At 60.4% G+C, this 17285-nt stretch carries 20 protein-coding genes; 4 read left to right on the top strand and 16 right to left on the bottom strand.

Annotated features, from left to right (window positions below; translation table 11 throughout):
• Positions 1–61: 61 nt before the first annotated feature.
• A complete protein-coding gene (locus tag EOA13_RS14170; protein WP_127293387.1) occupies positions 62–670 on the top strand; it encodes a class I SAM-dependent methyltransferase in 609 nt (202 codons plus the stop codon).
• Between the two features lie 119 nt (positions 671–789).
• Positions 790–1755 (top strand): DUF3592 domain-containing protein, encoded by a 966-nt coding sequence (locus EOA13_RS14165; RefSeq protein ID WP_245490374.1) that lies wholly within the window; start codon positions 790–792, stop codon positions 1753–1755.
• 6 nt (positions 1756–1761) lie between these two features.
• Here the strand turns inward: EOA13_RS14165 and pqqE are convergent, their stop codons facing one another.
• From pqqE to EOA13_RS14120, 8 genes are all read right to left on the bottom strand, one after another.
• Entirely contained in the window at positions 1762–2883 is a 1122-nt protein-coding gene (pqqE, locus tag EOA13_RS14160; RefSeq protein WP_127293385.1) for a pyrroloquinoline quinone biosynthesis protein PqqE, read from the bottom strand.
• The gene (gene pqqD / locus EOA13_RS14155; RefSeq protein ID WP_127293383.1) at positions 2880–3176 is read right to left on the bottom strand and encodes a pyrroloquinoline quinone biosynthesis peptide chaperone PqqD; all 297 of its coding nucleotides are present in this window, start codon (positions 3174–3176) and stop codon (positions 2880–2882) included. Before pqqD ends, pqqE begins: the two co-directional genes overlap by 4 nt.
• Positions 3173–3931 carry a pyrroloquinoline-quinone synthase PqqC gene (gene pqqC, locus EOA13_RS14150; RefSeq protein WP_013532076.1) on the bottom strand — a complete coding sequence of 253 codons (759 nt, stop codon included), beginning with the start codon at positions 3929–3931 and terminating at the stop codon, positions 3173–3175. Before pqqC ends, pqqD begins: the two co-directional genes overlap by 4 nt.
• On the bottom strand, positions 3928–4866 hold the full coding sequence (pqqB, locus tag EOA13_RS14145; protein WP_127293381.1) for a pyrroloquinoline quinone biosynthesis protein PqqB: 939 nt from the start codon (positions 4864–4866) through the stop codon (positions 3928–3930). Before pqqB ends, pqqC begins: the two co-directional genes overlap by 4 nt.
• Before the next feature lie 415 nt (positions 4867–5281).
• Complete coding sequence (locus tag EOA13_RS14135) at positions 5282–5842, bottom strand: PQQ-dependent catabolism-associated CXXCW motif protein (RefSeq protein WP_127293379.1); 561 nt, start codon at positions 5840–5842, stop codon at positions 5282–5284.
• A complete protein-coding gene (locus EOA13_RS14130; protein ID WP_127293377.1) occupies positions 5839–6732 on the bottom strand; it encodes a quinoprotein dehydrogenase-associated putative ABC transporter substrate-binding protein in 894 nt (297 codons plus the stop codon). The genes EOA13_RS14135 and EOA13_RS14130 overlap by 4 nt, the downstream gene beginning before the upstream one ends.
• Complete coding sequence (locus EOA13_RS14125) at positions 6704–7228, bottom strand: c-type cytochrome, methanol metabolism-related (RefSeq protein WP_127293375.1); 525 nt, start codon at positions 7226–7228, stop codon at positions 6704–6706. The genes EOA13_RS14130 and EOA13_RS14125 overlap by 29 nt, the downstream gene beginning before the upstream one ends.
• A gap of 179 nt (positions 7229–7407) precedes the next feature.
• Complete coding sequence (locus EOA13_RS14120; RefSeq protein ID WP_127293373.1) at positions 7408–9309, bottom strand: methanol/ethanol family PQQ-dependent dehydrogenase; 1902 nt, start codon at positions 9307–9309, stop codon at positions 7408–7410.
• A gap of 686 nt (positions 9310–9995) precedes the next feature.
• Between EOA13_RS14120 and EOA13_RS14115 the strand changes: the two genes are divergently transcribed.
• Entirely contained in the window at positions 9996–10349 is a 354-nt protein-coding gene (locus tag EOA13_RS14115; RefSeq protein ID WP_023810388.1) for a hypothetical protein, read from the top strand.
• Between the two features lie 127 nt (positions 10350–10476).
• Here the strand turns inward: EOA13_RS14115 and EOA13_RS14110 are convergent, their stop codons facing one another.
• From EOA13_RS14110 to EOA13_RS14085, 6 genes are all read right to left on the bottom strand, one after another.
• Positions 10477–11340 carry a quinoprotein dehydrogenase-associated SoxYZ-like carrier gene (locus EOA13_RS14110; RefSeq protein WP_127293371.1) on the bottom strand — a complete coding sequence of 288 codons (864 nt, stop codon included), beginning with the start codon at positions 11338–11340 and terminating at the stop codon, positions 10477–10479.
• Between the two features lie 117 nt (positions 11341–11457).
• Positions 11458–12429: a quinoprotein relay system zinc metallohydrolase 2 gene (locus EOA13_RS14105; protein WP_127293369.1), complete on the bottom strand. Its 972-nt coding sequence runs from the start codon at positions 12427–12429 to the stop codon at positions 11458–11460.
• Between the two features lie 34 nt (positions 12430–12463).
• On the bottom strand, positions 12464–13204 hold the full coding sequence (locus EOA13_RS14100; RefSeq protein ID WP_127293499.1) for an ATP-binding cassette domain-containing protein: 741 nt from the start codon (positions 13202–13204) through the stop codon (positions 12464–12466).
• Positions 13173–13997, bottom strand: coding sequence for an ABC transporter permease (locus EOA13_RS14095; RefSeq protein WP_127293367.1), 825 nt, complete (start codon positions 13995–13997; stop codon positions 13173–13175). Before EOA13_RS14095 ends, EOA13_RS14100 begins: the two co-directional genes overlap by 32 nt.
• Positions 13994–14980, bottom strand: a complete 987-nt coding sequence (locus EOA13_RS14090) for an ABC transporter substrate-binding protein (RefSeq protein ID WP_127293365.1) — start codon at positions 14978–14980, stop codon at positions 13994–13996. The genes EOA13_RS14095 and EOA13_RS14090 overlap by 4 nt, the downstream gene beginning before the upstream one ends.
• A gap of 33 nt (positions 14981–15013) precedes the next feature.
• Positions 15014–15223, bottom strand: a complete 210-nt coding sequence (locus EOA13_RS14085; RefSeq protein WP_127293363.1) for a hypothetical protein — start codon at positions 15221–15223, stop codon at positions 15014–15016.
• A gap of 358 nt (positions 15224–15581) precedes the next feature.
• Here EOA13_RS14085 and EOA13_RS14080 point away from each other — a divergent pair, with 358 nt between their 5' ends.
• Positions 15582–15962 carry a cytochrome c family protein gene (locus EOA13_RS14080; RefSeq protein WP_024504374.1) on the top strand — a complete coding sequence of 127 codons (381 nt, stop codon included), beginning with the start codon at positions 15582–15584 and terminating at the stop codon, positions 15960–15962.
• Positions 15963–16009: 47 nt separating this feature from the next.
• Here EOA13_RS14080 and gph read toward each other — a convergent pair whose 3' ends face one another.
• Together gph and EOA13_RS14070 are read right to left on the bottom strand one after the other, a co-directional pair.
• Positions 16010–16711, bottom strand: coding sequence for a phosphoglycolate phosphatase (gene gph / locus EOA13_RS14075; RefSeq protein WP_127293360.1), 702 nt, complete (start codon positions 16709–16711; stop codon positions 16010–16012).
• Complete coding sequence (locus EOA13_RS14070; protein WP_127293358.1) at positions 16708–17265, bottom strand: thioredoxin family protein; 558 nt, start codon at positions 17263–17265, stop codon at positions 16708–16710. Before EOA13_RS14070 ends, gph begins: the two co-directional genes overlap by 4 nt.
• Between the last annotated feature and the right edge of the window lie 20 nt (positions 17266–17285).

Here is a 17285-nt window from a genome sequence, read left to right as displayed (position 1 = left end):
GGCAGCATTGGCTGAGGAAAGTGTCCGGCTCTTTGACCGACATGGACGCATGGGAGGAAAGATGGGTGTGTCATCGGAGGCTCTGGCGCAGAGCCGTCAAACGATCAGCGCTTACGAGGATTATGCGGAACAATATGATGCCATCGTGCGCCATGTTCCCAATGAGAGAGAGCAGGCATCGCTGAAGCGCCTGGTGGCAATCGCCGGTGCAGGCGGCCGGATTTTGGAAGTCGGATCCGGAGCTGGATACGACGCGGATTTTCTGGAGACTTTGGGCGTCACGGTGCGGCGCACCGACGCGACCAAACGGTTTCTGGAACTGCAGGCCGCGCGTGGCAGGCATGGCGAGTTGCTCGATCTCATCACCGATGATCTCGGCGGCCCCTACGACGCGGTCCTGGCCCTATGCGTCCTCATCCATGTGCCTCGCGACGAGACCGACCAGGTGCTTGCCAAGATAGCTGGGTCGCTGCGCCCGGGCGGCGCCTTCCTCGTCTCGATGCGCAATGGCGACGGCGAGACCTCAGGCGAATATCACATGGTCTACTGGCGCAGGGACGACTTCGCGGCCCGTCTCGAAGGCGCCGGGCTGGTCCTCATCAGGGCCGATTTCAACGTCGGCCGCAATAGCGAAGAATGGAACACGTTCCTGGCCGTGAAGCCTGCATGACGCGGCGTGGGCTGTTGCCGTTTGCGCTGCTCAGCCTTTTCAGATTTCGCGAATAAGCAAGACATTGCCGCCGCCATGCTGTCTATGTGCGGGTTCCTGCACTCCTGGGGGGAGACGAGTTGGAACTCAAGATCATGCTTGTCGGCTTTGCCTGCGTGGTCGCGGGCGCGCTGTCGTTCATCACCTTCATGAAATGGCGAGAGGTGAAAGCGCTCAGCCGCTGGCTGCCGACGCCGGGAAAGATCATTTCCTCGCGCGTCGAGGCACGTGAGGTCAGAAACTCGGGCGTTGGTTCGGACAGCACCGATACCACCGAAATGCGCAATTTTCCGGCGATCATCTTCGAATACAAGGTGGGCAACAAGAAATTTCAAAGCTCGCGCTACAGCGTGAAGGAGAATTTGGGAAATTTCGAAGTCACTGAGACCCTTGCCCAGTTTCCCCGCGGCGCGGAGGTGACTGTCTTCTACAATCCGGCCGATCCGAGCAAAGCCGTGATCGAGCGCACACTGCCGGACGGCGCCTTCAAGTTCATGGTCCAACTTTCGGCAGGATTGGTGATCGGCGCGGTTGTGCTGGTGTTTTCCGTCGGCGGTGTTCTGGAAGCGATCGGGCCGCATTTGCCCAAGCCGCAGAATCTCGGTGCCGCGGCGTTGCTGCTTTTTATGGGCTTGTTCATCCTGAGCATGGGTTTCGCCCAGAAAGCGTTAGCCGAGCAGGCGGCAAAATGGCCGATCGTCGCTGGCCGCATCGACACTTCAGGTCTGCAGGCGCTCCGAAACCATTCAGGCTATGGCCGCTGGCGCACCGTCTTCAAATCCCGCATCGTCTACTCCTATGGCGTCGCCGGCCAGCGCTACAGCGCCGATCGTGTGACCTTCGGCGCCACCGTGACCGCCTCGCTGCCCGGCCTCGTCGGCGGCCAGGCACGGCAATATGTCGAAGGTAGCAAGGTCGACGTTCACTATGACCCCGTCAACCCCGGCTCGGCGGTGCTCGAATGCCGGGTCCGGGGGCTTGGGCTGCTATGGATCTGCTCGGCAGGCTTTCTCGGCGGCGCCGCCTTTCTGGTCGGGCTGGTATGACACTGGTCAGGCGGATTCGGTCACGGCACCGATCCGCCGGTAGACGAATGATTCTTCTCTGGAAGGAGCTGTGGCAATGCGCTTGGCTTCGTCGATCAGCATCGCCATGCGAGCATGGATCGGTGATTTCGCGCAGGCCGGGTCCGTTGCAGCGGCATCGCCGGCGATCGCCATCGCCTGACAGCGGCAACCGCCCCAGTCGATCTCGCGCCGGTCACAGCCACGGCACGGCTCCTGCATCCAGTCCGTGCCGCGAAAGGCATTGAACGCCGGCGAATCGGCCCAGATCGAGGACAGTCTGCGTGGTTCGAAACGCTCGAAGCTGAGCGACGGGATCGTCTGTGCGGCATGGCAGGGCAATACGGTGCCGTCAGGCGTCACCATGAAGGCGTCACGCGCCCAGCCGCCCATGCACGGTTTGGGATAGATCGCGAAATAGTCCGGCGTCACAAAATCGATGTTGATGATGCCGGCCAACCGGTCCTGTGCCTCCGCGACGATCTCCGCCTGTCTGTCGACCGCTTCACGCTCGGGCATCAGTTGATCGCGATTGGTCAACGCCCAGCCGGCATACTGCACATTGGCGATCTCGAGCCTCTCCGCGCCCAGCGAAAGGGCGAGATCGATGAATTCCGGCACTTCCTCGATGTTATGGCGATGGATCGGCGCGTTGATAGTAAGAGGCAGACCGGCAGCGCGCGCGCGGCGTGCCGTTTCCAGCTTCTTTTCGTGAGCGCCCTTGTGGTTGCCGATGCGATCGGTGGTCGCCGGCCGCGCGCCCTGAAAGCTCAGTTGCAGATGGTCGAGACCGGCTTCGGCAAATGCCTCGATACGGCCCTCGACGATGCCAACGCCCGCGGTAATCAGATTGGTGTAGACGCCGCGCCCCGCAAGCCCGGCGATCAATTGCTCGAGGTCGCGGCGCAGTGTCGGCTCGCCACCGGACAGATGCACCTGGAGCACTCCGAGATCGGCGGCCTCCGAGAACAGGGCGAGCCAGGTCTCTGTGTCGAGTTCGCGATTGGCCTTCAGCAGTTCGAGCGGATTGGAGCAATAAGGGCATTGCAGCGGGCAGCGATGCGTCAGTTCCGCCAGCATGCCGATTGGAGGGAGGAGGGGCGTGCTCATAGCCTCACCAGCAGCTTGTCCGACCATTCCTGCAGGAAGGCGATGACGTCGGTCGCCACGGCCTCCTGTTCAGCCTCATAATCCGCGGCAAGGCCGGCAATGATGTCACGTGCCGTTGCCCGTCCATCGCAGCGGCGCAATATGTCGAGACTGACATCGTTCGGCCAGAATATCTTTTCCGGTGAAAGCACGGCGAATGCCTGCCGCACGGAGTCGTATTGTATGCGCACGTGCTTCGGCAGCGAAGGTACCGACCGCAGCGACACCACGGCTCTTTCGCGCAGCGCCATCATAGGGCTGCCTCAGGCTGGAAGGCGCCGGGCGGTATGTTTCCCTGCTCGCCATAGGCGTGTTGAAGCGCATCAAGCATGGCCCAGAGTATATCGCATTTGAACACCAGTGCATCGATTGCCTGCTGCTGGCGCTCCGCCGTATCGGCATGGCTGAGCACGTAGGCGAGGGCGAAGTCGGCGTCACGCGAGGCCTGTTCGGGCCGTTGCTTGAAATAGGCCAGCGTATCCTCGGTGATGTAGTCGTATTTGGCCAGCATTGCCGGCACCCGCTCGCCGATGATGAGTGGCGAGAACATCTCGGTCAGCGACGACGCGACCGCCTCGAACAGCGTCCGGTTTGTACAAAAGGAAAGGTAAGCGCCCACCGCGAAGCGCGTCGCCGGCAGCGCCAGCCTTTCGCTCTTCACGGCCTCGGCGTCCAGGCCGAGCGAAGTTGCCAGATGCAGCCAGCGCGCGATACCGCCGCTCCAGCCGTCCTCGCCGTCATGATCCTCGATCCGCTTGCGCCACGCGGCGCGAAACGCTGGATCCTCGGCATGTACGAGTATCATGGCATCCTTGCGCGGGATGACCGCCTGATAGCAATAGCGGTTCAGCGCCCAGGCCTTCATCTCGGCTTTCGACAACGCGCCGCTGGTCATCCTGTGGTGAAAGGGATGGCGATTGTGATAGCGCTCGGCGCCAACCTGCCTCAATACGGCTTCGAGAGCGCTCGTGGAGAGTCCGCCTTTTGCTGCATCGCGGAAGTCGCTCAAAATTCCATCTCCATACCGTCGCTTGCGATTTCCCAGCCTGCCGCCTTGACCGCCGCGTGTTCGGCGGAGTTCTCGTCTAGGATGGGGTTGGTGTTGTTGATGTGGACGAAGACACGGCGGCTAACCTTCACATCGGCCAAGCCGGCGATCGAACCCAATTCTCCCGAGATCGCCAGATGCCCCATGCGCGCGCCGGTTTTCTGACCGACGTCGGCGACGATCATCTCGTCGTCGGTATAGACCGTGCCGTCGAACAGAAGACAGGCGGCATCGGCGAGACGCGCGCGTAAGCGCGCATCGATGCGCGCGCAGCCCGGAATATAGAAGACGGAGCCGCGGCTGCCGATGCCGGCGATTCGGACTCCGATCGTATCACCTGCGTCGGAGCTGAAATTGGCATCCGGATGGTCTCTATCCTCCAGATAGAGTGCTATCTTCCCGGGCACCGGAAAGGGCTCGATCATTACGCCGGTCTCGCGGCTTTCTGCATCGCAGATGGCCAATTCTTTCGTCGGCGGCAGGATGCGCCGCGGCACAAGCGCTGGATCGAGAACGTTGAAAATCGAATTCGCCTCCAGCGTCGCCAGAACCTGCGCCGTTGCATAGATGGCGAAAGGCTGCCGTTCGCGCAGGCTGAGCAGTCCGGCGATATGATCGACATCGGCATTGGTCAGCACCACCGCGCGAATAGGCGTCGAGCGCAGCGGCGCATCGCCCGCAGGCTGCAGTTCAGGTGTTGCAGCGATTTGCTGGCGAATGTCGGGCGAGGCATTGAAAAGAACCCAGCCGAACCCGTCCGCAGAGGCGGCGACACTTGACTGGGTTCGTGAATGTACGCCGGCCATGCCGGTGCGAGCCGCACGACTGAGACGGTAGTTGCAGTTCCATTGCGGAAAGCCGCCGCCCGCCGCCGATCCGATGATCTTCAAATGCATGAAAATGCCCGCGCGGCGGCTTCTCTGACCTGCAGGCAATTTGCAGTCACAAAAAACGCTTCGCACGCTTTGCGTGCGTCAAAATCTTTCACGAAAATCCCATGCGGCGAGGGGATGCGCGCCCCTGTCGCCAGGGACGCGCACCTCTGCGGCCTACTTCTTGGGAGTAATTTCAGCAGGCAGATACCGTGAAATTTCGAAGCCAGCGGCAACCTGACACATGGTCGGTTTTTTCCAGTTCTTCTTCATGACATTTCTCCTCTTATACCAGCCCGAAGGGACCGATCCTGTCGTTAGCCAACCATTGCAGGGCACCGACGCAATGGCTCGTCCATCAAGTCTCAAAATGGACAAATGAAACAATAGGTTTTGAAAAATTGAAAACAAACTATCGAGAATAATTGCAGTCCTTACTTCAATCGTTCGTGGCGTAGGGTTTTTTCTCCTCCAGTGGCAGGTTTGCATCTTCCCACCCATCAGCGCCAAGCGGATACCAGATTACTGAACTGTAGCCCCACTCGACGGCCCGTTTCGCCGCATTCCACGACATCCAGCAATTCGTCATGCAGTAGAACAGAATCGCGCGCGACTTGTTCGTCCCGGCCTTGGCCGTGAGGCCTCGGCGAAAATAGCTGGCGGTCTCCTGCGAAATAGCGCCGTATCCCACATTGGCCAGCCATGTGCTGCCTGGAATGTCCTTTCTGACCTTGTCCCTCCATATGGTTCCTGGCGGCAAATTGGCCGGCTTGGGCGTGTCTGGCATCACGTCGAAGAAGATCGCCTTTTTCGCTCGCCACAGCGCTTCCGCTTCCACCGTCGTCACCACCCTCGCGCCTTGCAGCGTCCGCGGCACCGGCGCCCGATAGTCGTCCATCCGGAAACCGCTGGGTTCGACGACATCGCCAGCCCATGTCGGCTCGGTCAGACCCAGAAGGCTCGCGGCGACCAGCAAGAAAATAGTCTCCCTTCCATTCATTGGGTAATCAGGTTGTCGTGTTCGTCGATCAGCGGCACGTTATAGCTCAGCAGGATCCTGGTGATCTCCGCCTGGTTTTCCCTGATCACCCGGTTGAGCGTCCGCTTCCATTCCTGGTCGGACGGACGTACGCCCATGGTGATGCGGTAAGACATGCGCGAGCCGGTTTTTTCCTTCACCAGTGGAACGATCGTCACATCAGCTCCGAGCTCCTTGGCATAGTAACCTGCCATCGGTCCCCACAGCACCGCCGCATCGATCTTGTGTGCCAGCATGTCCTTGATCATGACCTCTCCCATGGATGGGGTGACGCGCGTATCCACCGCAAGCGGATAGATCTTGGCGGTCCGCAGAAGCTTGTTGGCGGCCATGTTGGCGGTTGGCGGCGTGCTTTCAACGACGCCGATCGTCTTGCCCGTGAGTCTGGGATCCTCGATCGTTTCCACACCTTCCATATCGTGGCTTTTTGGATGCACCAGCACATAGGCGGAGCGATAGTAGGCGTTGGTGTTCTGCACCAGCTCATCGCCTTGTGCATAGCCCATGATGATGTCGCATCGGTTGGCCCCCAACGTATTGCGCACGAAGCCGGTGATCGTGGGAAACCAGGTGTAGGAGACGGACTTGCGCCCGGTTTTCGCGGCAACCAGCTCGGCCAGCTTGTTTTCGAATCCTTCGCCGCTCTTGTCGGTGAAGGGCATATTCGAGGGATCGGCGCAGACGCGCAGAATGTCGGGATCGACCAGTTCTCCCGCCGCGCCAAGGCCGGCGCTTTGCGCCTGCGCGTTCGACGGCAGCAAGGCGAGTGTGCCGAGGATCGGCAGAACGACGCGCAGCTTCAATGCATCGCGGCCAATCATGTCATCCACCCATGCAGGATGCTTCGGCATCCTTCGCCGCCTGAGCCTTGTCTTCGTGCTTGGGCGGCCTTCCGCGGGGCGCCGCGCCATCCGCGCGCGCGCGCAGATAGACGTAGAGATCGTCCAGGTAGCAATAGACGTTCTTGTTGTCGCCAAAGGCGGGCATGACGTTTTCCTTGCCGCCGCCAACATTCTTGCGGCCTTCGGCGACAATCGAGAGGAATGTGGCGTAATCCATGGTTTTCAGGCTGTTGACCAAAGCCGGCGCATAGCTCGAACCTGTCGCGTCCTGTCCGTGGCAGACATGGCAATCGGAGTGATACCGGCGGTAGCCGCTGAACGTGTACCAATCGACGGTTCCGTTTTCGATCTTGTAGGTCGGATTTCCATCCGCATCCAAATACTTGCCGCCTTCTTCCTTTACCGCCTTGGCTTTTTCCATGCTGTCGTCGGCCTGGGCGACGCCTGAGCTTGCCAGAGGCAGCAGAGCGAGGACCAAAGCCGAAATTACAATGCGAACGGGCATTCAAACGCTTCCTTCATTTGCCAATGGACACGGTTTTGCTGTCGCGACCGGCATTGATCGGTGTTTTTGGGTGCGTAACCGAATCGAGAGCCCGGACATGGCTTCCGGATGATCCGGGCTCTCGTTCTTCAAGCCTTTGGTCTCACAAGACCCGAGGCGTGCTCAAGGTTCCCGGCGCATCAATCCGGGAGACCGAAGACGGTGAGCTGACCGCCCAGCGTCGTGTAGTCGGCAAGTGCCGCGTAGCCGCCGACGGCACCAAGACCAGCGGTGCCAACGACCGCGGCCTCGTCGCCTTGGGCACGGCCCTGATCGACGGCGCCATGCCAGGCAGCGGCGTTATCAGGCGAAAGCAGGCCGCCTGCCAGGCCGATACCTGCCCAGCCACCGACGCCGGACAGAACGGCGATGTATTGCTTGCCGCCCTGCTCGTAGGTCGTGATGTTGCCGATGATGCCGGACGGGGTCTTGAACTTGTAGAGTTCCTTGCCGTCCTTATCGACCGCCTTGATGTAGCCTTCGAGTGTACCGTAGAAGACGACGTCGCCATCTGTCGCCAGCGCGCCCGACCACACCGAGAACTGCTCGGGCTTCGACCAGACGATCTCACCCTTGGCCGCATCCCAGGCAATGAAGTTGCCCATGTTGCCGTCGCCGCCAGGTGCGGGATACATCGACACGGTGGCGCCGACATAAGGCTGACCGGCGGTGTAGCTCACCTTGTAAGGCTCATAGTCCATGCAGACATGGTTGGTCGGGACATAGAACAGCCCGGTCTTCGGCGAATAGGCCGCCGGCTGCTGGTCCTTCGTTCCAAGCGCCGCCGGGCAGATGCCCGTCGAGTTGGTGTCTTCGCCGTTCTGCTGGGTCGAATATTTCGCCACGACCTGCGGGCGACCATATTGTTCGCTCTTGGGGTCCATGACGACTTCCGTCGCCCAGTTCACGGCCGGATCGTATTTCTTGGCGACGAGAAGGTCGCCGGTGGCGCGATCCATGGTGTAGGCGAAACCATTGCGATCGAAATGCACCAGCACGTCGTGCTTGGCGCCGTTGACCTCCATGCCATCGACGAGGATCATCTCGTTGATGCCGTCATAGTCCCATTCGTCATGCGGGGTCATCTGGTAGAGCCATTTGGCAACACCGGTATCCGCATCGCGGGCCATGATCGTCATCGACCAGCGATTGTCGCCGGGGCGTTGTACCGGGTTCCACGTCGAGGGATTGCCGGTGCCATAGTAGACCAGGTTCAGCTTGGGATCATAGGAATACCATCCCCATGTCGTGCCGCCGCCTGTCTTCCACTGCTCGCCTTCCCAGGTGTTCGTGCCGGAATCCTTGCCCACCGGCTTGCCGAGATGCGTGGTCTTTTCGGGATCGAGCAGGGTGTCTGCGTCCGGACCTTCCGAATAGGCTTTCCAGGCGAGTTTGCCATCTTTCAGATTGTAGGCGGCCAGCCAGCCGCGAACGCCGAATTCGGCGCCGGATACGCCGATGAGCACCTTGTCCTTGACGACGACGGGGGCAGCCGTACCGGATTCGCCTTTGCCGCCATCGGTCTGGTCGCCGTTCTTGACCGACCAGACGACCTTGCCGGTCTTCGCGTCGAGGGCGACGACCGTGGTGTCGGCCTGATTGAGAATGATCTTGCCGTCACCATAGGCAACGCCGCGATTGACCGTATCGCAACACATGATCGGAATGACGTTGGGATCCTGCTTGGGTTCGTATTTCCAGAGGATCTTTCCGTCGTTCTTGAGATCGAGCGCAAAGACATTGTTCGGGAAAGGCGTGTGAACATACATCACATCGCCGATGATAAGCGGTCCACCCTCGTGGCCTCGTAGCACGCCGGTGGAAAAGGTCCACTTGACCTGCAGGTTCTTCACATTGTCCGCAGTAATCTGGTTGAGTTTGGAATAGCGGGTGTTGGCGTAGTCACCCGTCTGCATTGCCCAGTTCTTCGAATCCGAAGCCAGCTTTGCAAGGTCCTCGTTAGCCGACGCCGTAAAGGCCGCGCCGAGCGACAGAAACGCCGCAGTGGTTAGAATATAGGTAGCTTTCGTAAGTACACGCATCCGAATTCCTCCCGAGGTTCATAGTGATGAATCATTTGCTGAGCCCACAAGGGCTTGCCCAAGCGATTCACGGGGGGGAAATATTTCCGGCAGCGTGTCACGACCTAAGCCAGATGTGCAGAGGGCACCGTTACTGCCCACCTCACCTTGGCCTACGAAAGACTGTCGCCGCTCCCTAATGACGGTGACGCCCTTGAAGCCGGAAACAGGGTGAGGCTATGTCATCGCAAAACGCTAGGCAAGCAAAAAAGCCTGGGTGTTTTTTTGCACCGCAATATCGTAAATGATGCGGCGCAATATAAGGAAATAAGTGGGGTAGTATTTGTTAGATGAAGTATTTCTGATTGAGAAATAACGGTAGGCCGGATAAAATTTGATTATTTTTTGAGTTTTACATTTCACCTAAGTGTGGATTTTATTTGGAGGTATTCACTTCGATGTCTCGGCCTGGCCATGTACGTGCCCCGTTGGGAAACGATAGTGAGCCAAGCATGAGATGATCGTTGGAGTTGGAGCGTGGAGCGGGCCATGGGGCCCCCATGCGGAACCATCGTCGACCAGCACTGCATTCCTCCTTTGGTCGTATACGGAAGCCATGGGCGCTTGACTGACTCTGCGGCACGTTGCCAACTGCCACGGTGATCCCGACTGGGCGCATCGCGCCCAGGCCAACCGGAGGTTTTCCCGTGATCAGATATGTTGGATTTTCGACTTTGCCGCTGCTCCTTGCCGCGCCGCTGGCCTTCGCAAACCCGGCGGGCGCCGCGGGAGATTACCCGACAGCAACGATTGCCGATTACGTGCTCGGCTGCATGCAGACGAACGGCCAGACACGTCAGGCGCTGGAAAGCTGTTCCTGCTCGATCGACGTCATCGCCTCGATCCTTCCCTACGACCACTATGAGAGAGCCGAGACTTTCAAGAGCATGTCTTTGACCACAGGGGAAAACGCGGGGCTGTTTCGCGAAAGTGCACCGGCGAAGGCAGCCCGTACCGAATTGAAGCGCGCGCAGTCGGAAGCCGACGTGCGCTGCTTTTAGAACCTGCTCAAATCCGCAAGCCGGATGGAGTTCCATCCTTTGTCTGGACAGTATCTTCCCGAAACAAGCTCCACTTTCGGGGTCAAGCTGGCAAGCACCCGGCAGTCCGGCACAGGATATCGAGACTTCAGAGTCCCGTTGTCTCCAGCGGCCACTGATTGCGAAATGTCTTGCCATCCGTATCGATCGCTTCGACCTGGATTTCGCCGTTGCCGTGCACGGTGAAATCAAATCGGAAATTGGGGTCTTCCGAAATCGATATTCCACCTTCCATGGAGAGGATCGGCTGGCCGGCTTGGGAGATCGACAGTTTCTGGACAAAATGCGCCGGTATGAAATACTGGGTCAGCGGATCCCGCTGCAGCCCCGAATTGTTAGGGTGCCGGATCATCAACTGCAGTTCCTCGGTCTTGGTCATCGTCTCTTTGGGTGGGAACTGGCGCAGCTTCATCTGGCCCATCGTCGCGTTGGCCTCGTCCTGGTTCTTGACCGCAGGGGCGGAGCATCCGCCTGACGCCTTGACGAAGGTCTGCGCCATATGGAGTTGGCCGCCCTGCGTCTCAGCGATCGCACGCAGATAGGAATAGTCGTTGACGCGCACGCGCGTCGACAGATGCGTCACGCCGGCATCCTTGCCGAGCTGGAACGTTGCCGCCACCGGTGCAGGGTTGGCATCGATGATCAAGGTAACGGATTTGATGCCGTCCGGCGCCTTGGCTGGATCGAGATAGATGTCGACGGGCACGATGGCGGCATCCTGCGCCCGCTTCGGCGCTTCGATCCTGACGACGCCGGTATCGACCAGAATTGCCCGATCGCCGAACACGTCGCCCTTCAAATCCTGCCAGATCCTGTCCGAGGACGCGGTTGTTTGCTGTGCGCTGGCGGCTCCCGGGGAGCCGAGCAGCGTGCCGATGGCCAAGATGATCGCGACGAAAACGGATGCGAGCGGCAAAGCGAGCTGCCGGCTCGAATAAGCGTGATTTTGCATTTCGATGCCTCCACCAATGCAGAGAGGTGGTGCCCAGGCTGGCGTTGAGAATAAGCCTTTGGCGACGCCTTGGCAAATCGCCGTGCGTTACAGGTGCCTGACGCATGTCGGTGTCGTCTATTCCCATTCGAGTTCGGCAAATGCGGCCGTTGCGTTGCGCTCGTTGTAATCGTCGAACAGGTGCCACTTATCCCGTTCGGTTTCGCCCGCGGTTTTAACTGCTTCGCGCAGCGGCGTTCCGTCGGCGATCGCCTTTCGGATATCGCGCGCCAGAATCTCGAAATAGCGTCGCTCCCCCGCCAGCGCCTGTGGCCAGTCGGCCGTTACAGGGCCATGACCTGGAACGACGCGCGCGGCGTCGATCGAGGTGAGCGCATCCATCTGGCGGAGCCATCCAAGCAGTGATCCGTCGAGCGTCGGCAAGGAGCCCATGAACACGAGATCGCCGGCAAAGAGCGTTCTGGTCGCGGGATCGAACACGGTCAGGTCGTTGTCGGTGTGCGCCGCCTTCCATGCCCGCAGTTCGATCATGCGCCCGCCGAGGTCGAGTTGCAGGCGATGGTCGACCAGCATGGTCGGCGACACGATCTCGATCCCCTCCATCAGCGCCTCGCCAAGCTGTTCGCGATAGTTGTGCAGATAGAACGCGCCACGCGCCTCGAGAGCACGCGGCAGATTGCGGTGACCGACGATGGTCGCGCCGATCTTCCGGAATGCCGCATTGCCGAAGATATGGTCGGGATGCATGTGGGTGTTGACCAGGAAGCGAACCGGCTTTGCTGTCAGCTCTCCGATCGCGGCGAGAAAGGCGTGCGCCTCGATCAGGCTGCCACCGCTGTCGATGACGGCAACCGCATCGGTGCCGATGACGGCGCCCAGATTGCAGATCGCACCGTCGTTGGCGGCGGTCATCAACTCATCCGCGCCCTGGAAGGCGAAGACGCCGTCGGCGATTTGCCTGACCGAGAACCGAGAACTGCCGCCTGCCGCCAGAACTGCTCGTCCGAGGCAGCACGGCAGCAAGGCGGCGCTGGCGGCGGTGCAGGCGAAGCCACTCACAAGCCTGCGTCTTAGCAGATCAACCGACATGAAGGCCTCCGATATGCATTTCGCCTGCTGGCGATCAGGTGACGTCCGGAAATCTATGATGGAACGACCGCAGAAGGTCGCTCATCACCTGCGAATTGCGATGTTGCCGTGGCAGCCGTACGTCGAACACGCCGAGCACATGGGTTGGCCGCGGCGCGAGCACGATGATGCGGTCCGACAGCATCAGTGCCTCGCGTAGATTGTGCGTCACCATCAAGGCGGTCGTTGGCCGTGCCGACCACACGGTCAAAAGCAGATGCCGAAGCCGCTCGGCGGTATGTTCGTCGAGCGAGACAAAGGGTTCGTCCAGGAAAAGCATCGCCGGCTCGGTGGCGAAAGCCCTGGCAAGTGCTGCCCTGCGCGCAAGGCCGAGCGACAGTTCGGCAGGATAGAGCGAGCGCATGCCGGCGAGGCCGAGCGTGTCGAACAGCCTGTCGAGATTTTTCGCTCTCAAGCTTTTCGGCAACGCCAGCCTGACATTCTGCTCCACCGTTCGCCACGGCAGCAGGGTCGGTTCCTGGAATACGGCGGCGATGCGGTTCGAACCTCCTTGCGGCAACTGGAAGGAGCCGGAAAAGTCTTTGTCCAAGCCAAGCAGGATACGCAGCGTCGTGGTTTTGCCGCAGCCCGACGGTCCCAGCAAGCAGGCGAATTCGCCTTGCCTGACCTCGAAGGAAAGGTCCTGAAGCGCCGTGATCGAGACGCCTCGCGCGGACCTGAAGGTCTTTTCGGCGATGTCGACCTTAAGCGGGACGACGGCGCCAACGGGTTGCATGTCGTTCAACGGGCTGCACCAGGAGAAGTTCAATGACAAGCATCACCGCCACGAAAGCCAGCGTGTAGGCAAGAATGGCGGCGACATCGAAGAGCTGGAAATAGAGATGGATCTGGAAGCCGACACCGTTCGAGCGGCCGAGCAGCTCGACGACCAGGACGATCTTCCAGATGAGGGCGATGCCGGATCGCGATGCGGCGGCAAGATAGGGCTGCAATTGCGGCAGCAGGATATGGCGGATGCGTTCAAGGCGGCCGAAGCGATAGACGGTGGCCATTTCGGCGTAATTTGGATCAAGCGCCCTTGCGCCTTCGCGCATCGTCACCACGACATTCGGGATCTTGTTCACCGCCACCGCGCCGATCGCCGCCACCTCGTTGAGGCCGAACCAGATGTAGCCGAGGACGATGACCACCAGCGCCGGGATGTTGAGGAACAGGATCACCCACGGGTTGAAAAAACGGTCGACGCGACGATGGCTGCCGAGCAAAACGCCGATGACGGATCCGATGATCATAGCGACGATATATGCCGCGGCGACCCGGCCGAGGGTCACGCCGAGATGGTAAAAAAGGTCGCCGCTCGCAGCCTCCCTGAGAAGCACCTGCCAGACCTGCCCAGGTCCTGGAAAGGCACGGCTTGGCCAGACACTTGCCGCAAGGTTCCACAGCAGGCAAAGCCCGAGCAGGGAGACCGCTACGGTCAGCGCGGGCATGAGTGCCGTCGCCAGATTGCGTCGGCCGGACATGGTCGGCGGGGCATCACGCGTGCCGTCGGTTCCCAATGCGGTCATTTCTCGGGTTCCTGCCAGAACGTGCCGGGCGCCATTTCCGGCGCGCTGCCGACAAGCTTCGCGCCGCCGATCGCCGCAAGCACATGGTATAGCCTGGTGGCGTCGGCCGCTTCGTCGGCGATAGACCGTCTGGGAATGCCCTGGCGGTAGCGATCGCGCAGCTTTTCCAGTTCCTTGCCTTCCGCGCGAATGATCGGCGCCAGGCGCAGCCATTCGTCATCGGATCTGGCCAGCAAGTCCTTGGCTTGCGCGGAGGCCCTCACGAAACCCCTGACGGCATCGGGGTTCTCGTTGGCCCATTGGTCATGGAAGACGTAACCGAGCGCCGACACGGGTCCCAGAGCCCCGAGCGCCTTTGCCGCGTCATTCACGCCGATCAATCGACGGAAGCCATTGGCCTCGAGACGCGCGCAAAAATGCCAGAAATTCAGCACTGCATCGAGTTCGCCCTGTATCGCCTTTTCCGAAATCAGCGGCGGCGCGCCAAAGACGATGTCGCTGGTTGCCGACAGGTCGACGCCGAGATCGCGTCTGGTCAGCGCTTGTATCAGCAGCCAACTCTTGTCGAGCGGGCCGCCGGCGACGCCGATCTTCTTGTCCTTGAGATCGGCGACCGTCTGGATCGGCGAACCCTCCTTCACCATGATCGCACCCACCGCGGTCGAATAGGGGGTCAATGTGAGGTCGCCGCCTTCGGAGCGCTGGCGCGAGACCCACAGCCAGTCGGAGACGATCATGTCGATCGCGCCAGCCAGCATCGCGACGTTGGTCGCATCTTCGCCGGCGAAGTCGATGATCTCCAGACCGATCCCGTTGGCGGCATCGAATTTGTGCTGCCTTAGCGTATCGAGCTCCCAACTCACGGTTCCAAACTTCAGCACACCGAGGCGAATCCTGGCTGCCGCAACGCCCGGCTTGGTAGCAAGAACAGCGGCTGTCCCGAGAACCCCTAGACGCAGCGTCATGCGCCGTGAAACCATCATGACACCTCCTCCCCAGGGTTCCGCGCTGCCAAATCAGATGGCTCGTTCCTTGCTCGGAAACGCGCATTTCCAGCGCATGACCTTGAGGGCCGGGTGTTCTTGAGACCATTTGGCGATTTCGCTGGGGGCAAGGATCATGCATTGGAACAGAGTGCCGCGGCTCTCGAAATAGAGATGCTCGTCTCGGCAATTGTTCGGATTGGCGCTGAGGCAAACCGTCAATATAAGATCGACCATATCCATTCAGCACCTCTTGCGCGTTCCCAAACGCCCATTCCGGCGAGCCCAACCAGAAGCGAGGGCAAAATCACCGTTTGCCGGATTTCCCGAGGTGCCAATGGAGAAACCGGAATGAGGTCAAGCTACGCGCTCGCCGGATCACCGTCAACAAAGACGAATGGACGGGTCTGTTGAGCACCCAGGCCTCTAAACCTTTGTACGATTGACTTTCACAACATGCCAATTAGCTTCTGAATCACGCGGCGCGGCTCCACGGGAGAAGCGGAATTTCCACTCCACCGCGTAAGGCGCATACCGACGGATCAAAGGATCGGCATGCGCAAATCGTCCAGGGCACCCAGACGATCAATGAGGAAATGCCATGCGCGCAATCGCATTTTTCGCAGTCATGTCCGTTGTGCCCTTCATCGCGAGCCAATCCCAGGCACAGGATGCGGCGGCGGGTGAGAAGGTCTTCGCCAAATGCAAGGTCTGCCACGTCGCCGACCAGGACAAGAACAAGGTCGGCCCGTCGTTGAACGGCGTCATAGGCCGAACGGCCGGCACGCACCCGGGGTTCAGCTATTCTCAGGCGATGGTCGCGGCAGGCAAGTCCGGCGTCAAATGGGATGAACCCACGCTGAAGACTTACCTTCACGATCCCAAGGCCATGGTCAAAGGAACGAAGATGGCGTTTGTCGGCCTCAAACAGGACGAAGACATCGCCAATGTCATCGCCTATCTGAAGCAATTCTCGAAATAGCGCGCCGCCGGCCGTTCGAACTTGCGTTCGGCCGGCGTTCGCCTCGATCACGCATCGGCTTGCAGCCTCTGCATTGCTGAAGGCAGATCGAAAAGGCTGTTGCAAACAAGGTCGGCGCCAAGCTCTTCCACCGGAATGTGGCTGTAGCCGCCGCGCAATAGAATGACGGGCATGCCGGCGGCGCGTGCGGCGCCCAGGTCAGCACCACTGTCTCCGACCAGCAGCGCGTCACCCGGGTCGACCCCAAGCTGTGCCAACGCCAGCAGCAGGGCATCGGGCGCCGGTTTCAGGTATGTCACCGCGTCTCCGCCAACGATGGCACCGAAATATTCCGTCAATCCGAAATGAAGCAGGATTTCGCGGGTCGCCAACTGCGGCTTGTTGGTTGCCACCCCCATGCTTACTCCGCCCAAATGAAAGTGGGTGAGAGCCTCCCTGACGCCAGGCATCAGCCTTGTCAGGCCGGTCAGATGCCGGCGGTAGATAGGCGCCATGACGCGGTTGGCCTCATCGAGAGCGTTGCCGAGCAGTGGCGCTCCCGACGCCGCGAAGGCTCGCTCGATCAATTTCCTGACGCCGCCGCCGATCATGGCCGTGACCTGATCCAGGCGCAGCGGCGGCAGATCGCGGCTGGCCAGCAATTCGTTGACTGCGGCCGCTATGTCTGGCGCCGAGTCGACCAGCGTGCCGTCGAGGTCGAACAGGATCGCCTTCGGCGATCGAAGCGGCCTACCTGCGCCGACGTTCATGCGGCATCCTTCCACTTGATCGAGCAGCCGATCGAGGCGATCTGGTCCAGCGGCCCGTCGCCGGTTCGGGCAACCTGCTTCATCGCCTCGAACAGATCGCGTCTCAGCCCGGGCGCTCCGGCTTCTCGTCGCGAGGCGTCCAGCCGACCGCGATATTGCAGTCCCAACTCGCTGTTGAACCCGAAGAAATCGGGAGTGCACACGGCTGCGTAATCGCGCGCCACAGTTTGGTGCTGGTCGTGCAGGTAAGGGAAGCTGAAGCCGCTCGTCGTGGCGAATAGCTTCATTTGGTCGAAGGAATCCTCCGGGTAGGCATCGGCATCGTTTGAGTTGATCGCGACAAAGCCGATACCTTCGGCTTTGAGGTCGTTGGCATCGCGCACGATACGTGAAATCACCGCCTTCACATAAGGGCAGTGATTGCAGATGAAGGCCACGACCAGGCCGTTCGGGCCGGCCTGGCTGAAGATCGATTGCGACCTGCCGTCGACGCCAGGCAAAACGGCATCGATGGCGCGCCAGCCGAAATCGCAGACAGGGGGGACGGCCGCCATGCTTGCCTCCGATGGAATGG

The organism is Mesorhizobium sp. M7A.F.Ca.US.011.01.1.1, from assembly GCF_003998295.1.
Lineage (GTDB): Bacteria > Pseudomonadota > Alphaproteobacteria > Rhizobiales > Rhizobiaceae > Mesorhizobium.
Note: the sequence above shows the minus strand (reverse complement) of the source record. Positions and strands in the feature narration are given on the sequence as shown.

Bases quoted from the DNA above. Each gene is read 5' to 3' on its own strand.
- pqqD (WP_127293383.1), bottom strand. From the start codon at position 3,176: ATGATGGCGCTGCGCGAAAGAGCCGTGGTGTCGCTGCGGTCGGTACCT.
- EOA13_RS14130 (WP_127293377.1), bottom strand. From the start codon at position 6,732: ATGCCGAAGCATCCTGCATGGGTGGATGACATGATTGGCCGCGATGCA.
- EOA13_RS14110 (WP_127293371.1), bottom strand. From the start codon at position 11,340: ATGCAAAATCACGCTTATTCGAGCCGGCAGCTCGCTTTGCCGCTCGCA.
- EOA13_RS14085 (WP_127293363.1), bottom strand. From the start codon at position 15,223: ATGGATATGGTCGATCTTATATTGACGGTTTGCCTCAGCGCCAATCCG.
- EOA13_RS14125 (WP_127293375.1), bottom strand. From the start codon at position 7,228: ATGCCCGTTCGCATTGTAATTTCGGCTTTGGTCCTCGCTCTGCTGCCT.
- gph (WP_127293360.1), bottom strand. From the start codon at position 16,711: ATGAACGTCGGCGCAGGTAGGCCGCTTCGATCGCCGAAGGCGATCCTG.
- EOA13_RS14100 (WP_127293499.1), bottom strand. From the start codon at position 13,204: ATGCAACCCGTTGGCGCCGTCGTCCCGCTTAAGGTCGACATCGCCGAA.
- EOA13_RS14170 (WP_127293387.1), top strand. From the start codon at position 62: ATGGGTGTGTCATCGGAGGCTCTGGCGCAGAGCCGTCAAACGATCAGC.
- EOA13_RS14120 (WP_127293373.1), bottom strand. From the start codon at position 9,309: ATGCGTGTACTTACGAAAGCTACCTATATTCTAACCACTGCGGCGTTT.
- pqqB (WP_127293381.1), bottom strand. From the start codon at position 4,866: ATGCATTTGAAGATCATCGGATCGGCGGCGGGCGGCGGCTTTCCGCAA.
- EOA13_RS14090 (WP_127293365.1), bottom strand. From the start codon at position 14,980: ATGATGGTTTCACGGCGCATGACGCTGCGTCTAGGGGTTCTCGGGACA.
- pqqE (WP_127293385.1), bottom strand. From the start codon at position 2,883: ATGAGCACGCCCCTCCTCCCTCCAATCGGCATGCTGGCGGAACTGACG.
- EOA13_RS14070 (WP_127293358.1), bottom strand. From the start codon at position 17,265: ATGGCGGCCGTCCCCCCTGTCTGCGATTTCGGCTGGCGCGCCATCGAT.
- EOA13_RS14080 (WP_024504374.1), top strand. From the start codon at position 15,582: ATGCGCGCAATCGCATTTTTCGCAGTCATGTCCGTTGTGCCCTTCATC.
- EOA13_RS14135 (WP_127293379.1), bottom strand. From the start codon at position 5,842: ATGAATGGAAGGGAGACTATTTTCTTGCTGGTCGCCGCGAGCCTTCTG.
- EOA13_RS14095 (WP_127293367.1), bottom strand. From the start codon at position 13,997: ATGACCGCATTGGGAACCGACGGCACGCGTGATGCCCCGCCGACCATG.
- EOA13_RS14105 (WP_127293369.1), bottom strand. From the start codon at position 12,429: ATGTCGGTTGATCTGCTAAGACGCAGGCTTGTGAGTGGCTTCGCCTGC.